Origin of the sequence: Arenibacter algicola (assembly GCF_018860365.1) — a bacterium.
Classification (GTDB): domain Bacteria; phylum Bacteroidota; class Bacteroidia; order Flavobacteriales; family Flavobacteriaceae; genus Arenibacter; species Arenibacter algicola_B.
On record NZ_JAHKPO010000007.1, the window covers coordinates 47,789 to 73,120 of the forward strand.

Here is a 25,332-nt window from a genome sequence, read left to right on the forward strand (position 1 = left end):
TTTTAGTAAAGGTTAAATTCTGGAATCTGTAATTCTTTTAGTTCGGAAATTGTTAATATAGGGCTTTCTTTTTTTAATAATTTACTGATAACCTTATTGGCGGTACGTTCTGCATCCTCGGTGGTTGAAAACGGTCTTTTTCCTTCTAAAATAGGAATATACTCCTGTTTTATAAGGACTCTGTCCTCTAGGTCTATTTGATATCCGTAGCCATCACCTACCGGGAATATTTCGGATTGCAGTGGGATTTTACTTTTTGTGGTGCTAAAGGAGTAATCTGTGAACCTCAAAAACAAAAAACCCGTTGCTACCGCTATAAAAACATATGCTACTAGAATTCTTTTCATTTATTTATAATTTTAAAAGAGCTATGCCAAACAGCATAGCTCTTTTTGCTAATCAATAAGTAAACATAATCAAAATCACTAATCTTCGTCGTCGTACTCGTCATAAGGGAAAAATTGCTCCAAATCATCCAAATACAGACTTCCTGTGCGGCCTAGGCCTATAAATGCCTTTGCGTTATTGGAGAATACCACCGCATCCTGTCTGGATGTTCTCTCAAAATCTGTTTTGGATTCCCAAGTATCGGTACTAGGATCATATTCCCAAATAGATTGTAAGGTGCCCCCATAAGTTCCAGTGGCTATATATCCATAATCGTTTAAGGTAAAGCCTACGGCATTGCTTCGAACAATGGAGTAATCATCTTCTTCGTCTAGATCCAATTTCTGGGTCCAACTTTCTGTTGCCGAATCAAAAGCCCAAAAGTCATCCAAATAAATACCATTGGATACACCGGTTCCCATATATACATAATCCCCTATGGTAAAGGTAATCGCGGCCCTTCTTTTGTCACCGCCAAAGCCAACCAACTCGTGCCAGCTATCGGTAGTGGGATCGTATTTCCAAAAATCCTTCCTGTCGTTGTCACCGTCAAAGCCGGTACCGAAATAACCATAGCCATTTATTCCAAAGGCCACGGCACTTCTCCTTGGGGTAGATGGGAACGTTGCAATTTCGGTCCATGCATTGGTGGTTGGATCATAGGAATAAAAATCCGCCAATTCATCCAGGCCGTCATAACCAGAACCTATATATCCCTTGTCATTGATGGTAAAACCTACAGCGGCATTCCTTGCTGATCCCGGGAAGTCTGCTTTTTGGGACCAATAATCACCATCCATATCATAGGACCAAAAGGAGGTTAGATAATCATCCCCATCATAACCTACACCACTGTATCCTATATTTCCAATAGTGAAGTAGGCGCTGCCACTACGTGGACTCCCATCAAATACAGATTGGTCTATCCAGTTTCCCAAATCCTCATCTTCATCGTCATTAGAGCAACTAGCCATTAAGCAAAGTGTTACGCTGGCCATCGTTAACATTTTAATGTGGTTTACCCTTCCCTTCATGTTATAAATGTATTTCATTAGTTAATTTTTTTTCAAAACTAGATGGCGAACATGGTGTTTGAAACTTAAATAGATAAAGTCACCTATTTAACATATGAAAACGGCTATTTTATCTACCAATCGTAGACCCTATTTAATAGTTGAAATCCCCTATTTGGTCTTATAAGTTAGTGGATTGGTCTATTGAGGTTTCCGAGCTAGGGAAACGCATATACTTTTGGCATCAAATAATGAACGAATGAGAAAACTCCTTGGACTTATAGCATTGCCGATATTATTGGTTTCATGTAGTGAGGATACTATTAATGATTCTGATTTTGTGGCTGGCGGGACATTTACCAACAGTAATATACGGGTGGTGCAAATAGATACCATGAACGTGGAGACCTACACCATGAAGTTTGATAGTCTTGTAACTTCACAAGCCACCCGCATGCTGATAGGGAAATATATGGACCCCGTTTTTGGGGCCGTAAAAAGTTCGAGTTATGCGGAATTGTTGCCCAATAGCTATTTTATCGATTCCGACGCGGAATATGACAGCATCGGCTTCTTTCTTAAATATGACAATTACTACTATAATGACACCCTTAAAAGCAACACCATCCATATTAAGGAGTTAAGTGAAATATTATATCCGGCAGATGGGAGCAATTTCTACAATACCAGCGAGGTAGGGTTTTTAGAGGACAATTTAGGGTCAATAACCTATACCCCAAGACCCTTGGGAACAGATTCGTTATATATAAAATTGAGCGACACTTTAGGGCTTGGTCTTTTCGATCAGTTACAACAAAAAGATATTACAAGCACAGAGGAATTTAAGAATTACTTTCATGGGATTACATTTCAACCGGGCGAAGACGACGATGGGTCTATTGTAGGTTTTGATTTTTCTACCAGTGTAATGAGAATGTATTATAGCATTCCCGGAGGGGAAAGTAGGACACAATTTACTGCAGATTTTACCATAAACACGACCAGTAGTCCAATTCCATTCTTTAACCAGATGTCTGTGGTTGAAACCAACGAATATTTAAAGACACTAACAGATAAGGAAGTTGTTCTCAATAGTTCCGAATCGGATAACCAAAGTTTTGTGCAATCCGGTATTGGATACACCACCAAAATAGAATTTACGAATCTAAAAACGCTGTTCGATATTCAGGGACAGGGTACCTTGTTGAATGCTGTTCTTAAAATTAAACCAGTTGCCGGATCTTATAGTGATGAACTGGCTTTAAGGGATAATTTATCGGTTTATATAGTAGATCAAAACAACGATTTAACGGAGCAATTGGTGGGAACGGATAATGCAGCGGTACAAGCCACGTTAAACCTTGATGGTCAAGAATTTAACGACATTTATTATGAAATACCCCTGACTACCTATATAGAAGGAATATTGTCCACAGAAAGGGATGCCGACTATGCAATTATTCTTTTGCCAGAGAATTACAACAGCACTGTAGACCGTTTTATTTTAATGGGAAAAGAAGGCTCTGACCAAGGTGTAAAATTGGAACTTACCTATGCAATATATGATGAAGATGAATAAATTACCTTTTTTAGCCCTATTTCTAACACTTTTATCCGCAATTCCTGTTTTGGGCCAATCCGAGGGACTCACAAGTTCCCCTTATTCCCTATATGGCCTCGGTGTAATAAATCAGACCAGTATTGGGCGGACCAATGGGATGGGGTATTCTGGGATAGCATTGAAATCGGATACGGAAATTAATAATTTAAATCCTGCCAATTTCGCATTGACACCCCAAAATTCATTTTTTTATGATGTAGGTATAAGGGGGAAATACAACGATTATAGCAACAGGATAAACAAGGAATCCAAAACCACGTTCAACTTTTCCAATTTGGCCCTTGCCTTCCGCATAGCCGAAAGACTGGGAGCAGGTATTGCACTTGTTCCATATACCGATGTTGGTTATACCCTGATAGGAGTAAAAACCAATATTGAAGGATCTGAAGAATCCTTTGAAAGTAATGTAAGTGGACTTGGGGGAATGAGCGATCTTAAGCTCAACCTTGGGTATGGAATTACTGATAATTTGAGATTTGGAGCCAGTTTTTCCATATTATTTGGAAAAATTGAAGAGGAGGAATCCTTTCAGGTTTACAGTAGTGCCCTTATCTCCACAGAGGATACCAATTACAGCGGTGCCCGAGTTGGTCTTGGACTGCAATATGACCTCACAAATAAAATCACCATTGGAAGTACGGTGCAACTTCCAACGAGCCTAAAGGGTAGTGTAAGGCGCTCTGTAATTAAAAGTCTGAACGGGGTTGAAATAGATGTGGAAGAGGATGAAAGTGATACTGTTTCCGATTTCAATATGCCCTTGGAACTGGGCGTCGGGCTAAGTACCAACTTTCTAAAATCCTTTACCCTAAATGCCGATTATAAAAAGAATTACTGGAGTGATACCGAACAGACCGAGAATATAGGAACATACGTTGATCAGGATATCTATGCGGTTGGTTTGGAATTTGTAAGAAATGCTGCCAGTTATAAATTTAACCAGCGTATTCGATATAGAACCGGGTTCAATTATGACACCGGGTATTTGTCCATTAACGACGAAAAAATAGAAGGCTATAATTTTACCGCCGGTATTGGTCTGCCCATTGGTAGGGGGAATAATTCCATGCTAAATTTATCTTATTCCTATGGATCCACAGGATTAATAGAAAATATACTCGTCAAGGAAAATTACCATGTACTAACCTTGAATTTAAGTTTGGAGGACCTGTGGTTTAAAAAACGTAAGACCAATTAATACCAGGTCATTATGAAATTTATTCAAGACATTGAAATGCAATGGAAGAACAAACCCCGCTTTTTGGCGGGGTTTCTGTTTTATACTGTGGTCCTAAGTTTGGTTTCATCAAGGGGCCTAAGGCCAACCCCGAACCTAAATGTTATTCTTTGAGAAACTTGGAAGGGGGATTACAACCCCACAGATTTCGAAGTAAAAAAAATCAATCCAAACTATTTTTGGCAATGTAATCCAAAAATTCAGGTTTATAATTTTCCGAAACCGTAATACGTTGGTTTCCAATTATGATCTGACTGCGTTCTATAACATCTATGGCTTGTAAGGAAACAATGAAAGAGCGATGTACACGCATAAATTTATCCTTTGGAAGTTCTGCTTCCAAGCTTTTGAGATTCATTAAGGTTAAGATGGCCTTAGGCTGACCTTTAAGCCAAATTTTGATATAGTCTTTCAAGCCCTCAAAATATAGCACCTCTTCCAGGTTGATCTTTAGTTGCTTGTATTCAGATTTAACGTACAGGAACTTTTTGTCGGCAGAAGTAGCTTCTTTGCCGCTTCCCTTCACCAGGGCAAACCAATCTTTGGCCTTGGTAGCAGCGATCAAAAACTCCTCGTAGTCGAAGGGCTTTAACAAATAGTCCAAAGCTTCAACCTTATAACCTTCAAGGGCATACTCACTAAAGGCTGTAGTAAAGATGACACGGGTTCTTTTCGGGATTAGTTTGGATAACCCAATCCCTGTAAGATCTGGCATTTGTATATCCAAAAAAAGAAGATCAACTTCCTCGTTTTCCAAGAATCTCAAAGCCTCTATAGCACTGTCGCATTTAGTTTTGAGCTCCAGGAACGGAGTTTTTTGAACGTACCCCTCTATGAGTTGCAATGCCATGGGCTCATCGTCTACAACAATACAGCTTATCTTATTCGAGTTCATTTCAATTAGATTTCAAGCGTTAACACAGCGGTAAAGATTTCGTCCTTAACTTGATAAACAAAGCTATGGCTATCCGGATATAACAATTGCAGTCTTTTTCTTAGGTTTTCCAAGCCAATGCCAGAACCGCTTTTATCCGAATCGCTTTTGGGTAGATTCTGGTTCTTTGCGGTAAAGACAAGAAAGGTATCCGTTATTTCCATCTTAAAGGACAATGAGGCCTCACTACTGGCAGGTATACCATGTTTAAAGGCGTTCTCTACCAAGGTAATAAATAATAATGGTACTACTTTTATGTTTTGTGGAACTGTGGGAAAGGAATACGATATAGTAATCTTATCGGAAAATCTAAGTTTCATAAGTTCTATATACTGCGTCATAAAATCAATTTCCTTTTGCAGGGCTACTTTCTCGGTATCTGTATCGTAGAGAAGATACCGCATTAGTTTGCCCAAACTGTGGATAGTTTTTTTTGCAGTTGCAGGGGAACTATCTACCAAGGCATAAATATTGTTGAGGGAGTTAAAGAAGAAATGTGGCTGCAATTGATATTTTAAGTGCTGTATCTCTGCCTGCAACTTTATAGTCTGTGCCTCTTTGCGTTCGTTCTCGGATTTGTACCAGCGTTCTGTGGTTTTTAGGGCTACTGAAAATACAATGGGCACCATAGATGCGATCATGTCCACATAAAAAAATAAATTTTTCGGGGGCCCTTTATCGTTGCTACGATTAGGGATTAGCTGGTCCATTAAAAAGCCCTTAAGTTCATGGTTGGTAAAAACAAAAAAGGCAATTAAACCAGAATTGATCAATATGAACGGCAAAATTTCATTCTTAAAAAGAAATCTATCTATAAGATAAAGATAATTGAAGTAAAAAATAATTGCATAAAAACACAGCGGAATCCATGAGTGTATTAAGGTCCGATTAAAGATTTGTTCCTGATCTTGTCCCACAGAAAGCAAATAGGGTAGACCAATTAATATCGCCCACGTTAAAAGGTGGAGTAAAGGGATTAAATTCTTTTTTTTATTCAGTATCATCTACTTTGTTCTTATTCATATCGCAATGCAGTAATCGGGTCTAGAGCTGCAGCCTTTCTTGCCGGATACCATCCAAAAAATATTCCAGTAACGGCGCAAACGGCAAAGGAAATTATGATGGAGTATAATGCAACGTTGGTGGGCCAATGTAAGAATTTTTCAATAAATACGGTCGAACCAAGGCCTAGGATTACCCCTAAAAGTCCCCCTGTGATGCTTATTAAAATGGCTTCGATTAAAAATTGCATCAATATATCGGAACCTTTGCCGCCCACTGCCATTCGCAGACCTATTTCTTTTGTACGTTCTTTTACGGATACATACATGATATTCATGATGCCAATACCTCCGATCAACAAAGAAATTCCTGCAACCGCAACTAAAAGAATAGTAAGCATTTCACTGGTTGCACTAAATGTGGAAATTAATTCTTCCATAGAACGCACGTTAAAATCATCATCTTGATTATCTGTCAATTTATGTTGTGACCGTAAAATTTCTGATACTTGGGTTACGGCATCCGGCGCATCCTCCTCACTAATGGCAGAGGCAATGACCTGATTTAAATGATCAATGGCCAAAATACGCTTTTGAACCGTGGTATACGGGGCAATAACCACATCATCTTGATCTTGGCCAAAGGTGTTTTCCCCTTTTTCTTCCAATACCCCGATTACTTTAAACGGAATACTGTTAAAGCGGATCATTTTACCAACTGGGTCCTCCCCATCCGGGAATACATTATCTACAACGGTCTGGCCTATCAAAACTACTTTGGAGGCCGATTGTACTTCTGCATCGGTAAACATACTGCCGCTTTGTAGATCGATCATCTTAATATTTAGATAGTCGGGATTTACACCATAAATAGTAGAAGGCCAGTTGTTGGAACCATTAATAACTTGTCCGCCCCCATTTACCACTGGAGTTATATAAGTTAGTAGATCTGCCTGTTGCTTAATAGCCTTATAGTCGTTAAGAGTTAAAGATTCCATGACGCTACGTTCCTGTCTTACCCCTCCTCGCATATCTGCACCTGGTCTAATGGTTATCATATTAGATCCCATACTGGAAATGGTACTGCGAATACTGTCCTTGGAACCTTCTCCAATAGCGAGCATTGCGATTACGGACGCCACTCCTATGATAATGCCTAGCATGGTAAGCAGGGTTCTCATTTTGTTAAGAATGATAGCCTTAAATGCAATTTTAAATAAATTTAATAGTCTCATAATTAATGGTCTTCTATGGGTAATGAAGCCAATTCAGTTGCTGCTGATTGGATCTTTGCATTTAAATTGTCCTTGATAATATTCCCATCCTTTAGGATTATGGTTCTATTGCTAAAAGAGGCAATATCCGGTTCGTGTGTTACAAAGGTGATGGTAATGCCTTGCTTGTTCAATTCCTGAAATAGGGACATAATTTCATAAGAGGTCCGGGTGTCCAGATTACCTGTAGCTTCATCAGCCAGAATCATCACGGGGTTGTTCACCAAAGACCTGGCAATGGCTACCCGCTGTTGTTGTCCCCCGGAAAGCTGCGATGGGGTATGTTGCATACGATCTGCCAAGCCAACTTTTTTCAAAGCTTTTATGGCGCGTTCCCTCCGTTCTTCCGTGGATACCTTACTGTTGTACAAAAGAGGAAGTTCTACGTTCTCCAATGCCGAGGTCCTGGCTAGCAGATTATAGGATTGGAAAATAAATCCAATTTTTTCATTTCTAATGGTCGCCAGGGCGTTTTTGTCCAGATCTTTTACTTTTAGGCCATCTATCTCATAGGTTCCCGAAGTGGGTTGGTCCAGGCAGCCCAAAATATTCAATAAGGTACTTTTGCCAGAACCACTAGATCCCATTATGGTAACAAATTCACCTTCTTTGATGGAAAACGAAATGCCCTTCAATGCGTGGACGGTTTCGTTGCCCATGGTAAACTCGCGCTTCAGATCTTCAATTTTGATAATCTCTTTACTCATGGCTACTTATTTTTTTTTGTTGGCTCCCGGGGGTTTTGGCATAAACGGACTTTCGCCAGCGCCTTCGGGCCCTGAAAGTTCTTGGTTGCTGTCAGATTTTAAACTATATACCAGCTGATCACCATCATCAATGCCACTTAATATCTGTACGTTTACCCCGTCACTGGCTCCCAAAGTGACCTTTTTAGGTGAAATGGCCCCGTTTTCTCCAAGTACCCAAACCCTACTGCTATTTTCATCCTCGGGCCTAGCTTGTCCTTTATTTTCACCTTCTGGTCTTGGCTGTCCTTTTGGTGGTTCAACGGTTATATTTTGTTGCTCATTATAGGCCATCATCACTGGGGGCGTAGGTTTAAAATTAATGGCTTTGGCTTCGGCAGTCAAGACGTCCTTCAACTCTAAAGTGTATATGGAAATGGTGGCAGTAAGTCCAGGTTTTAATTTTAGATCTGGATTATCCGCTTTTATGACTACCGTGTAGGTAACTACGTTTGAAGTTACTGTTGGATCCAAACGTATTTGGGTTACGGTTCCTTCAAAAGTTTGCCCTAAATAGGCATCTACGGTAAAGGTTACCCTTTGTCCATCTTTTACTCCACCTATATCCGCCTCATCAACATCTGCCTCTACCTGCATTTCCCTTAAATCTTGGGCAATGGTAAATAGGGTTGGGGTACTAAAGCTTGCCGCTACCGTTTGTCCTTCGTCTATAGCTCTGGAAAGTACAACACCATCTATGGGTGAATAAATATCGGCATAGCTTAGATTGGTTCTGGCCCTTTCAAGGTCGGATAAGCGTTGGGTCACCGTGCCTTTTGCCGTTTCAAAATTATATTGGGAGTCATCAAAATCCGACTTACTGATCACCTGATTGTCATAAAGTGTCTTTTGTCGGTCGTAGATGGTCTGCATATAGTTCCTTTGGCTCACTGCGTTATCATAGGCTGCCTGTGCCTGGGTAAGTGCAGCCCGTAGGTTTGTTTTATCCAATTCTGCGATGAGTTGTCCTTCGGTGACCACACTGTTGTAATCCACATATATTTTTTCCACTACACCAGAGACTTGTGTACCTACTTCCACTTGGGTAATAGGTTCTACGGTACCTGTTGCCGTAACCAATGTGGTAACGTCCCCTTTTTTGGCCGCAATGGTCTTGGCTTCTATTACAGCACTGTTATCGTCTTTTATAAAGCTGTATGCTGCAATAGCTAGTATTACTGATGCAAGGCTGCCTAATATGATTCTTTTTTTATTTTTCATTAGATTAGATTTTAATGTCATTTCCCTGATAAAATTGAAGTAATTGGTTGTATAGCAGGCTAAGGTATTTGGCCTGGATATAATTTTGTTCCGTATTGGTATAGGTGTTCTGGCTTAAGATGAGGTCCGTAGTACTCAGAGCTCCCAATTCATATTGTTTCTGTGCCAGCCTGAAGGATTCTTTTGCCGCATTTCTGGCGATATCTGCCGCTTCCATTTCACTTTGGGAGGTAATGGCATTTTGCCAGGCTGTTTCTATTTTTTTGTATAGGTCTTTTTCTTCCTGCGCCAGTTCCAATTTGGCCATATCAATATTTATTTTGGCCGTTTGTACCTCAGATTTGGTCTTGTTTCTGTTAAAAATGGGGACGTTTAGGGATAACCCCAATCTTTGGTTGAAATTCAGGTCCAATTGATCGGTAAAATTATAATCCTGGGTGGAGGTGTAGCCAGAACCTAAGCTCCCCGTTAAGGATAAAGTGGGCAGGTAGCCTCCTTTGGCAATGTCCAAGTCTTTTTCGGAAAGGGAAACATTAATCTTGCCTGCATTTATTTCCGGAAGATTTTCCAAGGCTTCGGAATAGACTTCATTTAGGTCCGGGACAAGGTCCAGGATAATTTCATCTGCATCCGCAATCTCAAAATTAGTGTTGGGGGGCAATTCCAATTGTTGTTTTAACGATAAAAGCTGCAGCGCATAATCGTTTTTTGTATTTATAAGAAGGTACCGGTTTGTGGCGGTTTGCGACTGGGCATCGGTATATTCCTTTATGGCGATGGAACCGGCATCCAACCTGGCCTTGGCCCTCTCTTCTTCCTTTTGCGATACCGCAAGGTTATTTTCGGCGATCAGTATATTCTCTTTTGCATATAGCAATTGAATATAACTTTCTGTAATGCTCAGAGTTATATTGTTCTTGGCCTCTTCTTCATAAAGTGCATATTGATCAATAAGCAGCTTTCCCTGTTTTATTTGATTGTTGATCTGGTTCCCTTGGAAAAGGGTTAGCTGGGAGTTCAATCCCAGGCTGGTGGAATTGATCTGTTGGGAAACGAAATCGCTTGTAATGGGGTCTATGGAATTTCCGTTCGTGAAATTCTGGGAGGCATTGCCATTTAAATTGGGCAATCTTAAAGACTTTGTTGCCAGATAGCTGGCTTCCGTAATGTTCTTGGATAATTCGGCTTGTTTTACACTTATGTTGTTCTCTAGTGCGTAGTTAATACACGCTTCCAAAGTCCAAATTTTCTGGACAGAATCGATCTGTGTTTGACCTTGTGCAAACTGAACTACAAAAAGGATTGTTAGTAGGATATATTTTTTCATGGATTTTAACCTTTCAAATGAAAATTCATATCAAATCTCCCACTAAGGACACCTAGAAATAAATGAAATAGATTGATACGGGGATTCCCTATACCAATCGCCATATTTTATCGATGAATTTTTTGGGCAAAGGGACTCACCTGTCAAATTCTTTGTGGGTGAACAATGGTGGAAGAAATCTAAAATGGAGTATTGCAGACATTAAAAAATAAGCTGGGAATTTGTGTCGATGCTTGTTTTGCCTCAGAGATATATTTTAAAGATGAAAATAATTAACGTATTTTTCGGGAATAGTGGAATTTATAGAACAATCCCTGGTTTCATTTTGATGTATACAGGCCCCATAGAGGAATAAAAATCGGTGATGTTGAAGAGGGTTGTACCACAAATTCCCTTTACGATAATCCGATTAAATAAAAAGCAATTAAAGCACTATAACAAATATGGGGCTACCCGAAAATTTTATCAGTTGTGATTGGGGCACGTCCAATTTTAGGCTCCGTTTGGTGGATTCCCATTCATTGAAGGTGCTTTCCGAAATCAGGACGGATCTTGGAATTAAAAAGTGTTACCAACTATTTACAGCGCAAAGTGAACGGTCGCAAGAATCCTTTTTTGCCGATTATTTGTTGGAGCAGTTGGAAAAGTTGGATTTAGAGGGAGTGGAAAACTGCCATTTGGTGGCTTCCGGAATGCTGTCCTCTTCCATAGGGATGCAGGAATTGGAGTACTGTCAATTTCCCATTGCCTTTGGTGGTGAAGACCTAATAAGCAAAAGGCTTTCAATCAGTAATAAATTGGACCTGCTTTTAGTTTCCGGGGCAAGAACAAATAGCGATGTAATGCGAGGGGAGGAGATCCAGGCTATTGGACTTTCGGATTACCTGCCCAAGAAAGACAAGGGGGTTCTGTTGTTGCCTGGTACCCATAGTAAACATATCCATTTTGATGCTGGGAGATTTATGGATTTTACCACCTACATGACAGGTGAATTATTTGAGGTTATAGGGAAGCACACTATTTTGTCGGCTTCCCTGGAGGAATCGCCATGGAGCCCTTTAAATAAGGATATTTTTCTGAAAGGGGTACAAAAAGGAGTTGACAACCAACAGATGGCCTCGCTTTTTTCCATTAGGGCAAATAGTTTAATACATAAAACCTCCGCTAAGGAAAACTATTATTATTTATCGGGATTGTTAATAGGAGCGGAGCTAGGCCATTTGAAAAAAAAGAGCGAAACCGTGTACCTTGCAGTTACCGGAATACAGAACGAATTGTACCAATTGGCTTTGAAATCATTTATACCCGAGGCCCGAATCGTTTGTTTTGAGCCGCAAATTATAGAAACGGCCCTACTGGTTGGTCAGCGAAAAATTTTAGAATCACATGTCAAATAAAGAATCATTTTCCTGGGAACTTTACAATAGGGCACCCATTGTGGGTATTGTAAGAGGAGTATCCATGGATGTTATGCGGGATATTGCCAAGGCATATCTCAAGGCGGGGCTGCACACCATTGAAATAACTATGAATACCGCTGGGGCCACCGAAATAATTTCAAAACTAAGGAGCGAATTCAATGACCTCAATGTGGGTGCGGGTACGGTCTGTAATATGGAAGACTACGACAGGGCCGTGGCGGCAGGTGCCCAGTTTATTGTAACTCCGATCATAGATGAAGCGGTAATCAAGGGTGCTGTAGCCCAAGGGATACCGATTTTTCCGGGGGGTTATTCTCCAACTGAAATTTACAGAGCGTGGAGCTTAGGGGCATCTGCGGTAAAGATATTCCCGGCCTCTCAACTTGGGGTTCAATTTATAAAGGACATCTCGGCCCCACTTAACGAAATTAAGCTTTTACCTACTGGGGGAGTTTCTTTGGAAAATATCAAATCCTTTTTTGAGGCTGGTGTTGTGGGCGTAGGTATGGGCAGTTCACTCTTCGACAAAAAGTTGATTCAGGAGAGAGATTTTGAAGGACTTTCGGATCATTTTTCCAAAGTAAAAGCCGAAGTAAAGGGCTTTTAAATTCAAATAAATATATTTAACAAAATCAATTCCATTTTTATCATGAAACGACCTTCAAATTATTTAATGATTATTATTCTATTGGGGCTAGTGATCGGGTGTAAAGATCATCCCAAAAAAGCCAATTTGGCGAGCGGACAACAACAACAAATTCAAAACGAGGGACTAAAACTCTTGGTCGGTACTTTTGCCGAAGGGGATGATCAAGGCATTTATCAGCTCGACTTTAATACAGAAACGGGGGAGCTTACCAATAGTCGGCATGTAGCCAAAGAGAATAAGCCAGGCTATTTATACCTTTCAAAAGATGGGGAGAGGGTCTATTCTTCGAACGGAACAAAACCGGGGAGTGTATCGGCATTCCAATGGAACCAAGATAAAACAGCCCTGACCAGAGTGGCCAACCTTCCCAGTATAGGGGATGGAGCCTGTTATGTTGGGGTAAATTCCGATGAAAATCTTCTTGCTGCAGCAAATTATAGTTCGGGAGGTATCGTACTATATCCCATTGACAAAAAGGGGGTTATGTTAGATGAACCACAAGAGATACAACATACAGGAAGTGGTCCGCATCCCAACCAAAATTCGGCCCATGCACACTGTGTACAATTTTCCCAAAACGGAAAATTTTTATATGCCGTAGATCTAGGGATAGATCAGATTTTAACGTATCCAATAAATTCGGAAAGGAAATTGGGTAAGGCGGAAGTAGGGCTGCAAATGGATCCCGGAGATGGCCCCAGACATCTTATTTTCCACCCAACGGATAACAAGGTGTTTATTATCAATGAACTGTCCAGTACTGTTGTGTCGGCCACCGTGGATGAAGAGACCGGAGTTTTTACAAAAATCGATAAAAAGAGTACGCTCCCAGAGGATTACCAAGGACCAAATGCCTGTGCCGATATACATATTAGCAACAATGGGAAATTCCTGTATGCTTCCAATAGGGGGCATAATAGTATAGCTATTTATTCGATATCTGATAGCGGAGATTTAAAACCTCTGGCCATAGAACCTGTGCAAGGGGATTGGCCTCGAAATTTTACCCTATCACCCGATGGAAAATTTTTATTGGTGGCCAACCAGAAATCAGATAATATCACAGTTTTTAAAGTTGATGATAAGACAGGACTCCTTGAATTTACAGGAAATGAAATATCTATTTCACAACCTGTATGTTTAAAGTTCTAGATAAACAATCTATCTATTATGACCAACCACAAACCAAAATCGACCAACTTTTTAATCCTTCTATTATCAATATTTACATTATCCTGCTCCTCAAAAAAAGAAACTAAAAATGAAGAAGGGGAGCGCCCAAATATTGTATTGATCATTGCTGACGATATGGCCTGGGACGATAGCGGGGCCTATGGCCATCCAAATATACGTACCCCAAATATTGATAAACTTGCTGAGGAGGGAATGCGTTTTGATCAGGCCTATCTTACGGCCAGTTCATGTAGTCCTAGTAGGACAAGTATTATTACCGGACTCTATCCCCATAATACTAATGCAGAACAATTACATTGGCCCCTGACACCGGATAAGATAACTTTCGTGGAAAAGCTCAAAGCCTCTGGCTACTGGACAGCCCAGGCCGGCAAGTGGCATATGGGGGATGCCATTAAGGATCGATTCGATGAGGTCTATGATGTAGGTACCTCTGGCTTTCAATTGGCACCTGATGGTACTAAGGCCAAACAAAAAGGTGACGGCAGTGGTTGTGAAAATTGGGTTCCCGTGCTGCAGGCACGGCCAAAAGACAAACCTTTTTTTCTTTGGCTGGCCGCTGTTGATCCGCACCGACCCTATACTGATAATATTGTGGAGCATCCACAGACCATTGAAGATGTGATTGTACCTCCATATATGCCGGATACAGAAAATGTGCGAAAAAACTTTGTGTACTATTATAATGAAATTTTAAGGTTGGATGACTATGTCGGTAAGGTAGTGGAGGAGTTGGGTAGTCAAGGGATTTCCGAAAATACCATGATTCTTTTTATTAGCGATAATGGGAGACCTTTTCCAAGAGACAAGACAACCCTGTACGACGGTGGTATAAAAACGCCATGGATAGTAAAATGGCCCCAAAAAGTAAAACCTAAGTCGGTCTGTAATAACCTGGTAAGTGCTGTGGATATTGCCCCTACATTTCTAAAGTTGGCTGGGTTGGAAAGCCTTCCCTCCTTTGAAGGACAGGATTTTTCCGATTTGTTGACCAATCCGGAAGCAAAAATAAGGGATATGGTCTATGCCGAAGATCATTGGCACGACTACGAGGATTACACTAGGGCCATAAGGACAAAAAAGTTAAAATACATACGTAATTTTTATCCGGACCTTCCAAATACACCTTCGGCGGATGCCTTTGTCAGCGGCACATTTACCGATATGCTCAAAATGAAGGAAAAGGGAGAGCTCACTGAAGCACAATTGGCCTGCTTTATTATTCCACGCCCAAACGAAGAGTTGTATGATATGGTCAAGGATCCATACGAACTCAATAATTTGGCTGGAAACGCCGATTATCAGGAAAATTTGGAGGCCATGCGTTCAGAAATGAAAAAAATTAGACGACTTACACAAGATAGTTTGCCAGCTTTTAGGACTCCGGATGAATTTGATAGGGAAACAGGTAAATCAAATTCATTTAGGCGACGTCCACGCCCTTCCAAAAAGGAAATGGAAAAAATTATTTTGGAAACAGCTCAGCCCAATAAAAAGGGATGAATTAATGCTAAACTCGGCAATTAAATATGTCAGCATCTCCTAATCCATAAACCTTGCGATTAAAATAAATTTTACATGTAAATTTTACATTTAATAAAATTTTGTATATTTAGCTGATATATTGGTAATTAAACATGTTTAAGTTTATGTAATTCTTAATTCATAATGGAGAAAGAGCATTTAAGTTTGACAGATTTTCGCTTCCTACAATTTAGGGAAGGAGATCGCCGTGCTTTCGAATATTATTTTAAAGAATATTACAATAGTATTGTTGGGTTTGGAACTCAGTTTATAGGGGATAAGGACAAAGCTAGAAGCGTTGCACAAGACGCTTTTATCAAGCTATGGGAGAACCGGGAAAAAGTGCAAAAAATTAATGGAATCCCATCCTTTTTGTATCAGTCTGTAAAAACGGATTGTTTAAACCTAATTAGGCACCATAAGGTTGTACGGAAGTACAAATCCAGACAATTGCAGGAAAGGGAGAGCAACTTGCATACTGAAATTTTGAACTCCTTGAATTTTGATTCCGTAACCTTTTCGGAATTGGAAAATCTTATTGAAAAGTCAATTGAGGAATTACCGGACAAATGCAAGCAGGTATTTTTGAAAAAGCGATTTGAAAATAAGAAGAATAAAGAGATTGCTCAAGAATTGGGAATTACCATCAAAGCTGTTGAAGCCAACATAACACGGGCTACGAAATTCCTTAAATTGAGAATTGCAAACTACGTAATCATTACTTTTTTTTATGCTTTTTTGCATTTTTGATAAAAAAAATTAAAAATCAATGTAGGGTAAAGTACTTCTAAGGTGTACTTAATTGGAACGCAAAATTCCAGTTAATGGATTACGATTTAATTTCTAAGTATCTTTCAGGAAATGCCACGGAAGAGGAAGTCGCATTGATCTTTCAATGGATAGACGATTCCCCCGCGAATAAAAAGGCTTTTATACAATTCAAAAAAACCTGGGCCTTTAAAGCAAAGAGCGATGAAGATTGCGAAATGGCTTGGCAGGAACTGGAATCAAAACTGGACAACAATAAGTCGAAACCTAGGTTTTCAGGATTCATAAAGTATGCCGCTATCTTGGTACTTGTTGTGGGCATAGGGTATTTCTTTACCCAACAAAAATTAAGTTCTGATCTGCCGGTCATTGATAAGAACGCCATTACCTTGGAATTGGGCAATGGAAATATTCAGATAATAACCGAGAAAGAGCAAAGTGCCATACTTGACAAGAACGGAAAGGTGGTTGGGAAGCAGCAGGGAAGTGTTTTATCCTATAAGGATGTTGCCAATGAGGTTGTTTCTGCAGCACCTATTTACAACGAATTGACCATACCCTATGGAAAAACCTTTAAGTTGATTTTGTCCGATGGCACAGTAGTACATTTAAATGCAGGTAGTTCCATAAAATATCCAGTAAAATTTATAGAAGGTACAAAAAGGGAAGTATTTCTTCATGGGGAAGCCTTTTTTGATGTCACCAAAGATGCAGACCATCCTTTTGTAGTAAATGTAAATGATTTAAATGTTAGGGTTTTGGGAACAAAATTCAATGTTTCTTCCTATCCTGAGGAGGAAAATGTCAGCACCGTCCTTATTGAGGGGTCTGTGGCACTGCACGGGAAGGACAACGATTTTAATTCGGCAAATACAGTTTTATTGGAACCTGGATATAAAGGGGAATGGAATCAAAAATCAAAAGAAACATCCATAACAGAGGTGGATACAAAAATGTATACCAGCTGGGTGGAAGGAAGAATGATCTTCAGAAATACCCCATTTAAAATCATCAGAAAGAAACTGGAAAGGCACTACAATGTCTCTATTAAAAACAATAATAAAATTCTGGAGGAGAAGACCTATAATGCGGTTTTTGATGTTGAAAGTATAGACCAGGTGTTGCGAACTTTAAATGAAATTTATTCTATTGAGTACATCATTGATCAAAATGAAATAGTAATTAATTAATCTTAAAACAATTAAATATGAAGTGAATTTTTAGAGTCTAGGACACAATCTACTTTATAAAAAAAAACCAGAAAATGCTTGCGACATTTTCTGGCAGATTAAAGTGATTAAAATTTTTATTAACCACCAAACGTATTACTAAATTATGAAAAAATTTAACAAACCACGGAATCGTAATGGTTGTCCATGGCGATTCGATTTGAAAATGAAATTAACAACCCTATTTTTATTAGTTGCACTTTTTCAAGTTAATGCAAGTACCTATTCCCAAAGCACAAAAATAGACTTGAATCTTAACAATGTTAAGGTGTTTGACGTTCTCAATGAAATTGAATCCCAGACGGAATTTAAGTTCTTTGTGGACACCAAAGAAGTGGATTTGGAAAGAATGGTTTCCATAAAAGTGAAAAGGGAAACTATTGCCAAGATATTGGAGAAAGTGTTTAAGGGAACCAATATTGTTTATAAGGTTTTGGACAAACAAATAGCCTTAAAACCTGGGGTTAAAGAAGATAATGTTGACCAAAGTAGCACGCAGGAAATGGGATTGCAGCAACCTACCATTTCAGGTACTGTTGTGGACGATACCGGGACGCCATTGCCAGGGGCAAATATTGTGGAAAAAGGAACCACGAATGGGGTAACAGCCGATTTTGACGGTAATTTTTCTATTGAGGTAGCAGATGCCAACGCCACGTTGGTAGTTTCCTATATTGGATTTTCCACTATTGAAGTACCTTTAGATGGGCAAACCAGCCTTAGTATTACCCTTCAAGAAAGTGCGGCAGGATTGGATGAGGTTGTCGTAGTAGGTTATGGAACCCAGAAGAAGATCAACGTAATTGGCTCCATATCACAAGTATCTTCCAAGGACATTGAAAATAGGCCTGTAACACAGGCGTCCCAAGCAATAACGGGGCAGATGCCGGGAGTTACGGTAATACAAAGATCGGGAAGACCCGGACAAAGTGGAGGGGAGATCCGCGTTAGGGGAGTTGGTTCATTTGGAGCTGATGCCAATGCCCTTGTTTTGATAGATGGCATAGCAGGTACCATGAATGATATTAATCCAGACGACATTGCTTCCATCTCCGTTCTTAAGGACGCTTCTTCGGCAGCTATCTATGGTGCCAGATCTGCCAATGGGGTAATTTTAATTACTACTAAAAGCGGCAGTAACAAGAAATTTTCAGTTAGCTACAATAGCTATATTGGTGTTAACGAAGCCACTGAACTTCCCGAATTTGCCAACTCTTGGGAGTATGCGGAAATGTACAATATAGCTTCAGGGAGTACTAGTTTTACTGCTGATGACATTGACAGATACAGGGCGCAAAACGATCCTGATAATTATCCCAATACAAGGTTCTTGGAAGATCTGTTTTCTAGAAATGGAATTCAGACCTCCCACACCCTTACCGTAAATGGTGGTGATGAAAACAACAAGTACTATGTATCTGCAGGTATTTTGGATCAACAGGGGATAGTACCTAAGAATAGCTTTAACCGCTATAACTTTCGTATGAATCTCAATAATAAGTTGGGCGAAAAATTTGAATTGAACTCTAGATTTTTTGGAGCCTTGGAAGAACGAAAAGAGCCACAGGCCACGGCAAATAAAGGAGGTGGATTTTTAGATCAACTTGTTCAAAATGCAGTGCGTTATCCGGCAACTTTCTTGGGCCGGGATTCCCAGGGCAATTACGGAATAGGACCGGAAAGTGGAGGAACTCCAGTTGCTTGGTTGGATTCCAAGTCCTATTTGACCAATCCTACAACTAGGGTCGGGGTAAATGTAAAATTGGACTGGAAGCCTAATGATGATTTGGTCTTTTCCGCTATTGGAGGTTATAATTTTACGCTTTATGAGGAGCGCTCCTATCTGGGATCCCAAAGACTTAATGAGGATGTGTTTTTAGGTCAATCGTATTTAAATCAACAGAGCAACAAAACTATTTTTAAGACCATGCAGTTTACCGGGGAGTATTCCAAGGAATTTGGGTCGCACGATTTTAGCTTATTGGCTGGATATTCCTTTGAAAATGAAGAGCTATCCCTTTTCAATGGTTACCGTCAAGATTTTGCGAGCAATGACTATACTGTAATGGATCTTGGAAGTGCCGAAAATCAGCAATCTGGGGGCTATGACGCGGAATGGGCCTTGCAATCCTTTTTCTCCCGTCTTAAATACAGTATAGACCAAAAATATCTTTTTGAGGCTACTATGCGGTATGACGGATCATCGCGTTTTCCGGAGAATAATAAATATGCATTTTTTCCCTCTGCGGCTGTGGGATGGCGTATTTCCCAAGAAGACTTTATGCAAGGGGTATCTTGGATGTCCAATTTAAAAGCAAAGGCTTCATGGGGTATATTAGGAAACCAAAATATAGGTAATTATCCTTATCAAACGGTTTTGGCCTCAGGAAGGGATTATTCCTTGGGAGGTGGACTTGCAACTGGGGCAGCATATGCCAATTATAAGGATGCCAATATTAAATGGGAATCCACTGAAACTATTGACATAGGAATCGAATCCGGTTTTTTTGACGGACAGCTAACTTTTAATGCTACCTATTTCAATAGAAACACAACAGATGTACTATTTAAGCCTTCTGCAAGTGTATCCTCGGTCTTAGGAGTTGGTATAAGTGAGACCAATACCGGAGAAGTTAAAAATACGGGATGGGAATTTGACTTGGGCCATCGTGGAAAAGCTGGAGATTTTGGATATTCCATCAACGCTAATTTTTCGATCATCAATAATGAGGTTGTTACCTTGGGACTTGGTAATGTAGAGCAGCCCAATGGGTTTGTAGGAAATGGTTCCGACTTGTTTATAGGCTATCCCATGCAAATGTACTACGGCTATAAAGCCGATGGTGTGTTTTTAAATGATGGTGAGGTAGATAGCTGGCCAGATATGTCAGCGGTAAATCCTACCGCACAGGCAGGTGATTTTAGATATAAGGATATCAGTGGACCGGACGGGGTTCCGGATGGTAAGGTAGATCCTACTTATGACCGGACCTATTTGGGAAGCCGTATCCCTAAATATACTTTTGGAGCTAATCTAGGCTTTAACTATAAAAACTTCGACCTATCCGTTTTATTACAAGGAACGGCAGGGGTAAAAGGCCAATTGGACGGTTATGCCGGTTATGCTTTCTTTAATCTAGGGAATATTCAAACTTGGCAAATGGACGGTAGGTTCGATCCCGACAGCCCAGTCCGTTATCCAGATTATCCTAGACTGGAAGTATTGACCAATAGCGGATCGGCCAATACGGAAACATCGGACTTTTGGGTCATCAATTCTGGGTATTTGCGTATTAAGAATATTCAGATGGGATATAATTTTCCTGATGCGGTCAATGAAATTCTAGGGATAGATAATTTAAGATGTTATTTGGGCGCGGAGAATTTGCATTCCTTTAATTCCTATAGAAAGGGATGGGACCCAGAAATAACTGGGGGCGGAGCATATTATCCCATATTAACTACCTACACTTTTGGTATAAACCTAAAATTTTAAGATCATGATCAAAATATATAACAAACATTCATCTAAATCAAGGGTTCTGGGATTACTTCTTCTAGGAATTGTCTCCTTGGGAACAGTAATTTCCTGCGATAAGGAATTGGAACAATTTCCCAGTAACGCCTTTGCGGCCGATAATTTCTGGACTTCGGAGTCCAATGCCAACATTGCGCTGACAGGAGCCTACAGAGGGGCCGTGGAATATAGTACACAGGTTGTGCCTTCGGATTGGTGGACCTATTGTGGCATTGTGTTTATGGAATTTGCTACGGACAACGCCTATGATCGAAGAGGTGATAATTCCACCCAGAACCGATTGACAAATGGTACTTTGCTACCAAATAACAACGTTGTTAACGGATATTGGCAAGGGTCTTATAAGCGTATCGCCATTTGCAATGATTTCCTGGAAAATATTGAAAAAGTAGATATGGAACAGGCTAAGATTGATAGAATGAAGGCCGAAGTACAGTTTCTAAGGGCTACACAGTATTTTTATCTATCACAGTTTTGGGGTAGCGCTCCTTTAGTTACGGCTACTTTAACACCTGATGAGGCCAATAACGTGGATAAGGCCTCTAAAACGGAATTGGTGACATTTGTTGAGAATGAGCTTAAGGCTGCTGCAGCAGCACTTCCGGCATTCGGCGATTTAAAAGCAGGGGAAGCTGGTAGGGCCAGTAAACAGGCAGCATTGGCTTTTTTAGGGAGATTGTATCTCGGGGAGAAGAGATTTCCTGAAGCTTCTGTAGCATACAAACAGATTATAGATATGGGCGATAATATTATTGATCCAGATTATAGCTCACTTTTTATTCCTTCCAATGAAAATAGCAGTGAAAACATTTTTAGTTCCCAATATTTTGGTGGTCAGGCAGGTAATTCATTACCCCAGCACGCCTATCCGGCAGTTGCTTCGGGCTGGCATATCGTAAACCCTTTGGGTAGTCTTGCCGATGCCTATGGTTTTAATGATGGTACCCCTTTGTCCTATGATGACCCTAGATTTGACTATAACGACATGGGTGCAAACAGGGATCCAAGATTTAGGTACAATTTTATTTGGGATGGTGCTACGTTTGCTGGCAGGACCTATGATTGTAATCCGGATTCAACTGGTTCGGTAGATCAATTGACCTATTCCAAGCAGGCTACCAGGACAGGATATGGTTTAAGAAAATTCTTTGACGAGTCGTTCAGCGGTAACCTAAGGACCGATTATGGTGGCAATATTCCTATTATCAGGTATGCCGAAGTATTGTTGAGCTATTTGGAGGCCGAACTCGAAGCGGGTAATGCCATTACCCAACAATTGTTGGATGAAACTATCAATGCCGTTAGGGGTAGGGAGTCCGTAGGGTTGCCGGCTATTATGGAAACCAATGCGGATGCTCTTAGACCACTATTAAGAAACGAGCGAAGAATTGAGTTGGCTTTGGAAGGGCAACGTTTGTGGGATATCTTTAGATGGGGAATTGGAGATGAAGTGTTAGTGGGAGATTTCTGGGGTGCACCATTCCCAAACTCCACCTTATATCCAACCACATCAAAAAAAATAGATCCACAGTCTAGGTGGTATGTTACCACCAAGAATTTCCGGGAAGGTGTAGATGATGTATGGCCGATTCCAGAATCGGAAATCAATGTAAATCCTAAGTTAGGTAATTAATACTATTGCTAAAATGGTTTTAAAGAGAAGAAATTTTATTCAAAAAGTAGGGTTGGCAATTCCAATAATTGCCAACCCTTTCTCCAATATATTCGCCCAAAGTGGTGTGTTGGATAATGAGCTAAAAAGTAGTTCTGGAAAATCCATTGCCTTTAATTTTGAAAATTTAAATGAGAGAGTTTGGATTGGAAAGGATTTTTGGAGTATTCCCATGGAAGATTGGGAAATTGGAAATAAAAGGCTGGAGTTTAAAGGGACTATGCGAAATGCCCGTCTTCATCTATTGACTTATGTGCTTAAAAAGGACATGGGAGATTTTCGCATTAAAAGTAGAATTGGGATTTTAAAAAATAATAATGACAAAGGGAGTGTCGGTTTTTCTACCGGAATAAAGGATGCTACCGATCCAAAGAGTGTAAAAGCGGCCTGTTATTTTGGTGAAGGATTATCTACAGGTATTTCCTTGGAAGGCAAATTGTTTGTGGCCGACAAAGAAGCTGAGCTTCCGGAAAATTTCAATTTTAGCGATTTTACTCTGGAATTGGGGGTGTCACCAAAAAATGGAGATTACGAATGTACCTTGATCGCTGTGGACAAGGATGATCGTAAAGCGGAATTGGCATATCGCCACGCCGGAGAGATCGAAGGCCTGGTGGCTTTGGAACAGAACATGAACGAAAAGGAGGGGAGTACCTTCTGGTCTCGGTCAATTGCCCTTGATGGCACAAAGGTTGAATATGTCCCCGATAACAGTTTTGGACCTATCCTATGGGCCATGTACACGCTTTCAAAAGGGAAGCTTAAATTAACGGCGCAACTACCTCCTGTAAGCAACAGAGATTCACAAAAGGTGGAGCTTCAATTTTTTAAGAAGGGTAAATGGGTCAAGGAAGAAAAAGGCGAAATTGATCCTGTATCCTACAGTACTATTTTTTCAATAGAAAATTGGGATTCAGCCCAAGATACACCTTATCGTTTGGTCTATTCCATAGACAAGGAAAAGCATTATTATAAAGGCGCTATAAGACAAGAGCCAAATGACCGGCCACTGCGATTTGGAGGTTTAACCTGTCAGGAATGGGCAGGATATCCATATCGTCCCTTGGTGGAGAATCTTGAAAAATCCAACCCGGATATGCTTTATTTTTCGGGGGATCAATTGTACGAGGGCAATGGAGGATATCCTATAAAAAGACAGCCAGAGGACAGCGCAATTCTAAACTATTTGGGAAAATGGTATATGTTTGGTTGGGCTTTTGGAAATATTATGCGCGACCGGCCTACAATCTGCACGCCCGATGACCACGATGTTTATCAAGGCAATCTTTGGGGAGAAGGAGGTGAAGGCATTTCATTTGAAGCTTGGGAAAAGGTAAGGGATGCCCATGGCGGACTTGTGCAGACACCCAATATGGTCAATGTGGTTTTTCGCACCCAATGTGGTCACCTTCCAGATCCTTATGACCCATCACCTTTACCATCAGGGATTACCAATTGGTTTACCCAAATGGTTTACGGGAAGGTTAGTTTCGCTATTGTGAGTGATAGATTATTTAAATCCGGTCCAGAGATGCTTAGGAGTGGGGAAGGTAGGATAGATCATCTTACTGCCCCGGCCAAACCGGAAGAACTTGATTCAAATGACCTGGATTTCATTGGAAATCGACAAATGGAGTTTTTGAATGGCTGGATCGAAGATTGGCAGGGAGCGAATATGAAGGTGCTGTTAAGTCAGACTTTATTTTCCAATGTAGGTACCCATCATGGTCCCAAAAAGCAATTCTTATTTGGTGATTTGGACTCGGGAGGTTGGCCAAAATCGAAACGGGATGAGGTAATACGGACCATTAGAAAAGCTTCTGTTTTTCATATCAACGGAGATCAGCACCTGCCTTTTATGGTACAATATAGTGTTGATGAAGTACGGGATGGGGGCTGGACCTTCTGTACCCCGGCCATTTCAACGGGTTACCCAAGATGGGGACAGCCAGATTCGGTCAATGTACCTTTTACGGATAGACCAGCACATGGGCTGCCCAATACGGGTAGCTATCGAGATGGATTTGGAAATACTAATTATATCTATGCCGTTGGGAATCCGACAGATGATTTTGACCTAGAGAAAAACAGATATTTGAAAGCACAGAAAAAGGCATCCGGTTTTGGGATAATTACTTTTGATACCGGAGCAAGGACTATAAAAATGGAAGCAATTCGATTTTTGGCAGACCTTGATGTGGATTCCGAAGACAATACCTACCCGGGATGGCCATTGACCATTGCCCAAGATGACAACGATGGCAGAAGGGCCTTGGGCTACCTGCCTAGATTACAGCTTAAGGAATCTAACCAAGTTGTTAGGATTATTAATGAAGAGACCAATGAAATGGTAAAATCGTTGAGGGTTAAAGGAAAGGAATTTGTGCCAGAAGTATACTCTTTGGCCAAATATACCTTGATCATAGGGGAAGGGCAAAATGAAAAAGTCATTAAATCGGTTGCAATAAGTACGGACCCAAAGGAGGTTATGAAGGTCTAGGGCAATTGAATAAAATATAAGTAAAGGTGCGAATCAAAAATATATGGGTTGTACCTTACTAGCTTATAAATCCAAA

Annotated in this window: 19 protein-coding genes; 11 read left to right on the plus strand and 8 right to left on the minus strand. The window is 40.4% G+C overall.

From position 1 onward, the window contains the following. Nucleotides 1-2: 2 nt before the first annotated feature. The gene (locus KO529_RS07060; protein WP_111623861.1) at nt 3-347 is read right to left on the minus strand and encodes a DUF4907 domain-containing protein; all 345 of its coding nucleotides are present in this window, start codon (nt 345-347) and stop codon (nt 3-5) included. Between the two features lie 78 nt (nt 348-425). Continuing rightward, nucleotides 426-1,439 (minus strand): Kelch repeat-containing protein, encoded by a 1,014-nt coding sequence (locus KO529_RS07065; RefSeq protein ID WP_247095580.1) that lies wholly within the window; start codon nt 1,437-1,439, stop codon nt 426-428. Nucleotides 1,440-1,659: 220 nt separating this feature from the next. Here KO529_RS07065 and KO529_RS07070 point away from each other — a divergent pair, with 220 nt between their 5' ends. Continuing rightward, entirely contained in the window at nt 1,660-2,979 is a 1,320-nt protein-coding gene (locus KO529_RS07070) for a DUF4270 family protein (RefSeq protein ID WP_215947223.1), read from the plus strand. Beyond that, complete coding sequence (locus KO529_RS07075) at nt 2,972-4,219, plus strand: OmpP1/FadL family transporter (protein ID WP_252734334.1); 1,248 nt, start codon at nt 2,972-2,974, stop codon at nt 4,217-4,219. Before KO529_RS07070 ends, KO529_RS07075 begins: the two co-directional genes overlap by 8 nt. 202 nt (nt 4,220-4,421) lie before the next feature. On the opposite strand, the gene KO529_RS07080 is transcribed toward KO529_RS07075, so the two are convergent. The 6 genes from KO529_RS07080 to KO529_RS07105 form a co-directional block, all read right to left on the minus strand. Continuing rightward, nucleotides 4,422-5,153: a LytR/AlgR family response regulator transcription factor gene (locus KO529_RS07080; protein ID WP_215947225.1), complete on the minus strand. Its 732-nt coding sequence runs from the start codon at nt 5,151-5,153 to the stop codon at nt 4,422-4,424. Nucleotides 5,154-5,158: 5 nt separating this feature from the next. Next, nucleotides 5,159-5,977 carry a sensor histidine kinase gene (locus tag KO529_RS07085; protein ID WP_252734335.1) on the minus strand — a complete coding sequence of 273 codons (819 nt, stop codon included), beginning with the start codon at nt 5,975-5,977 and terminating at the stop codon, nt 5,159-5,161. Nucleotides 5,978-6,207: 230 nt separating this feature from the next. Next, the gene (locus tag KO529_RS07090; protein WP_215947227.1) at nt 6,208-7,428 is read right to left on the minus strand and encodes an ABC transporter permease; all 1,221 of its coding nucleotides are present in this window, start codon (nt 7,426-7,428) and stop codon (nt 6,208-6,210) included. 2 nt (nt 7,429-7,430) lie between these two features. Further along, nucleotides 7,431-8,174: an ABC transporter ATP-binding protein gene (locus tag KO529_RS07095; RefSeq protein WP_215947228.1), complete on the minus strand. Its 744-nt coding sequence runs from the start codon at nt 8,172-8,174 to the stop codon at nt 7,431-7,433. 6 nt (nt 8,175-8,180) lie between these two features. Further along, nucleotides 8,181-9,434: an efflux RND transporter periplasmic adaptor subunit gene (locus KO529_RS07100; protein ID WP_215947229.1), complete on the minus strand. Its 1,254-nt coding sequence runs from the start codon at nt 9,432-9,434 to the stop codon at nt 8,181-8,183. 4 nt (nt 9,435-9,438) lie between these two features. Continuing rightward, complete coding sequence (locus tag KO529_RS07105) at nt 9,439-10,761, minus strand: TolC family protein (protein ID WP_215947230.1); 1,323 nt, start codon at nt 10,759-10,761, stop codon at nt 9,439-9,441. Between the two features lie 443 nt (nt 10,762-11,204). Here KO529_RS07105 and KO529_RS07110 point away from each other — a divergent pair, with 443 nt between their 5' ends. The 9 genes from KO529_RS07110 (at nt 11,205) to KO529_RS07150 (ending at nt 25,256) form a co-directional block, all read left to right on the plus strand. Beyond that, complete coding sequence (locus KO529_RS07110) at nt 11,205-12,158, plus strand: 2-dehydro-3-deoxygalactonokinase (RefSeq protein WP_215947231.1); 954 nt, start codon at nt 11,205-11,207, stop codon at nt 12,156-12,158. Further along, on the plus strand, nt 12,148-12,789 hold the full coding sequence (locus KO529_RS07115; protein ID WP_215947232.1) for a bifunctional 4-hydroxy-2-oxoglutarate aldolase/2-dehydro-3-deoxy-phosphogluconate aldolase: 642 nt from the start codon (nt 12,148-12,150) through the stop codon (nt 12,787-12,789). The genes KO529_RS07110 and KO529_RS07115 overlap by 11 nt, the downstream gene beginning before the upstream one ends. A gap of 42 nt (nt 12,790-12,831) precedes the next feature. Beyond that, nucleotides 12,832-13,983: a lactonase family protein gene (locus tag KO529_RS07120; RefSeq protein WP_215947233.1), complete on the plus strand. Its 1,152-nt coding sequence runs from the start codon at nt 12,832-12,834 to the stop codon at nt 13,981-13,983. Nucleotides 13,984-14,001: 18 nt separating this feature from the next. After that, nucleotides 14,002-15,528 (plus strand): sulfatase family protein, encoded by a 1,527-nt coding sequence (locus KO529_RS07125; protein WP_215947234.1) that lies wholly within the window; start codon nt 14,002-14,004, stop codon nt 15,526-15,528. 165 nt (nt 15,529-15,693) lie between these two features. Further along, the gene (locus KO529_RS07130; protein WP_215947235.1) at nt 15,694-16,299 is read left to right on the plus strand and encodes an RNA polymerase sigma-70 factor; all 606 of its coding nucleotides are present in this window, start codon (nt 15,694-15,696) and stop codon (nt 16,297-16,299) included. Between the two features lie 74 nt (nt 16,300-16,373). Continuing rightward, nucleotides 16,374-17,507: a FecR family protein gene (locus KO529_RS07135; protein WP_215947236.1), complete on the plus strand. Its 1,134-nt coding sequence runs from the start codon at nt 16,374-16,376 to the stop codon at nt 17,505-17,507. Nucleotides 17,508-17,652: 145 nt separating this feature from the next. Next, complete coding sequence (locus KO529_RS07140; RefSeq protein WP_215947237.1) at nt 17,653-21,042, plus strand: TonB-dependent receptor; 3,390 nt, start codon at nt 17,653-17,655, stop codon at nt 21,040-21,042. A gap of 4 nt (nt 21,043-21,046) precedes the next feature. Next, nucleotides 21,047-22,717, plus strand: a complete 1,671-nt coding sequence (locus KO529_RS07145) for a RagB/SusD family nutrient uptake outer membrane protein (RefSeq protein WP_215947238.1) — start codon at nt 21,047-21,049, stop codon at nt 22,715-22,717. A gap of 13 nt (nt 22,718-22,730) precedes the next feature. Beyond that, a complete protein-coding gene (locus tag KO529_RS07150; RefSeq protein ID WP_215947239.1) occupies nt 22,731-25,256 on the plus strand; it encodes an alkaline phosphatase D family protein in 2,526 nt (841 codons plus the stop codon). Nucleotides 25,257-25,332 lie beyond the last annotated feature (76 nt).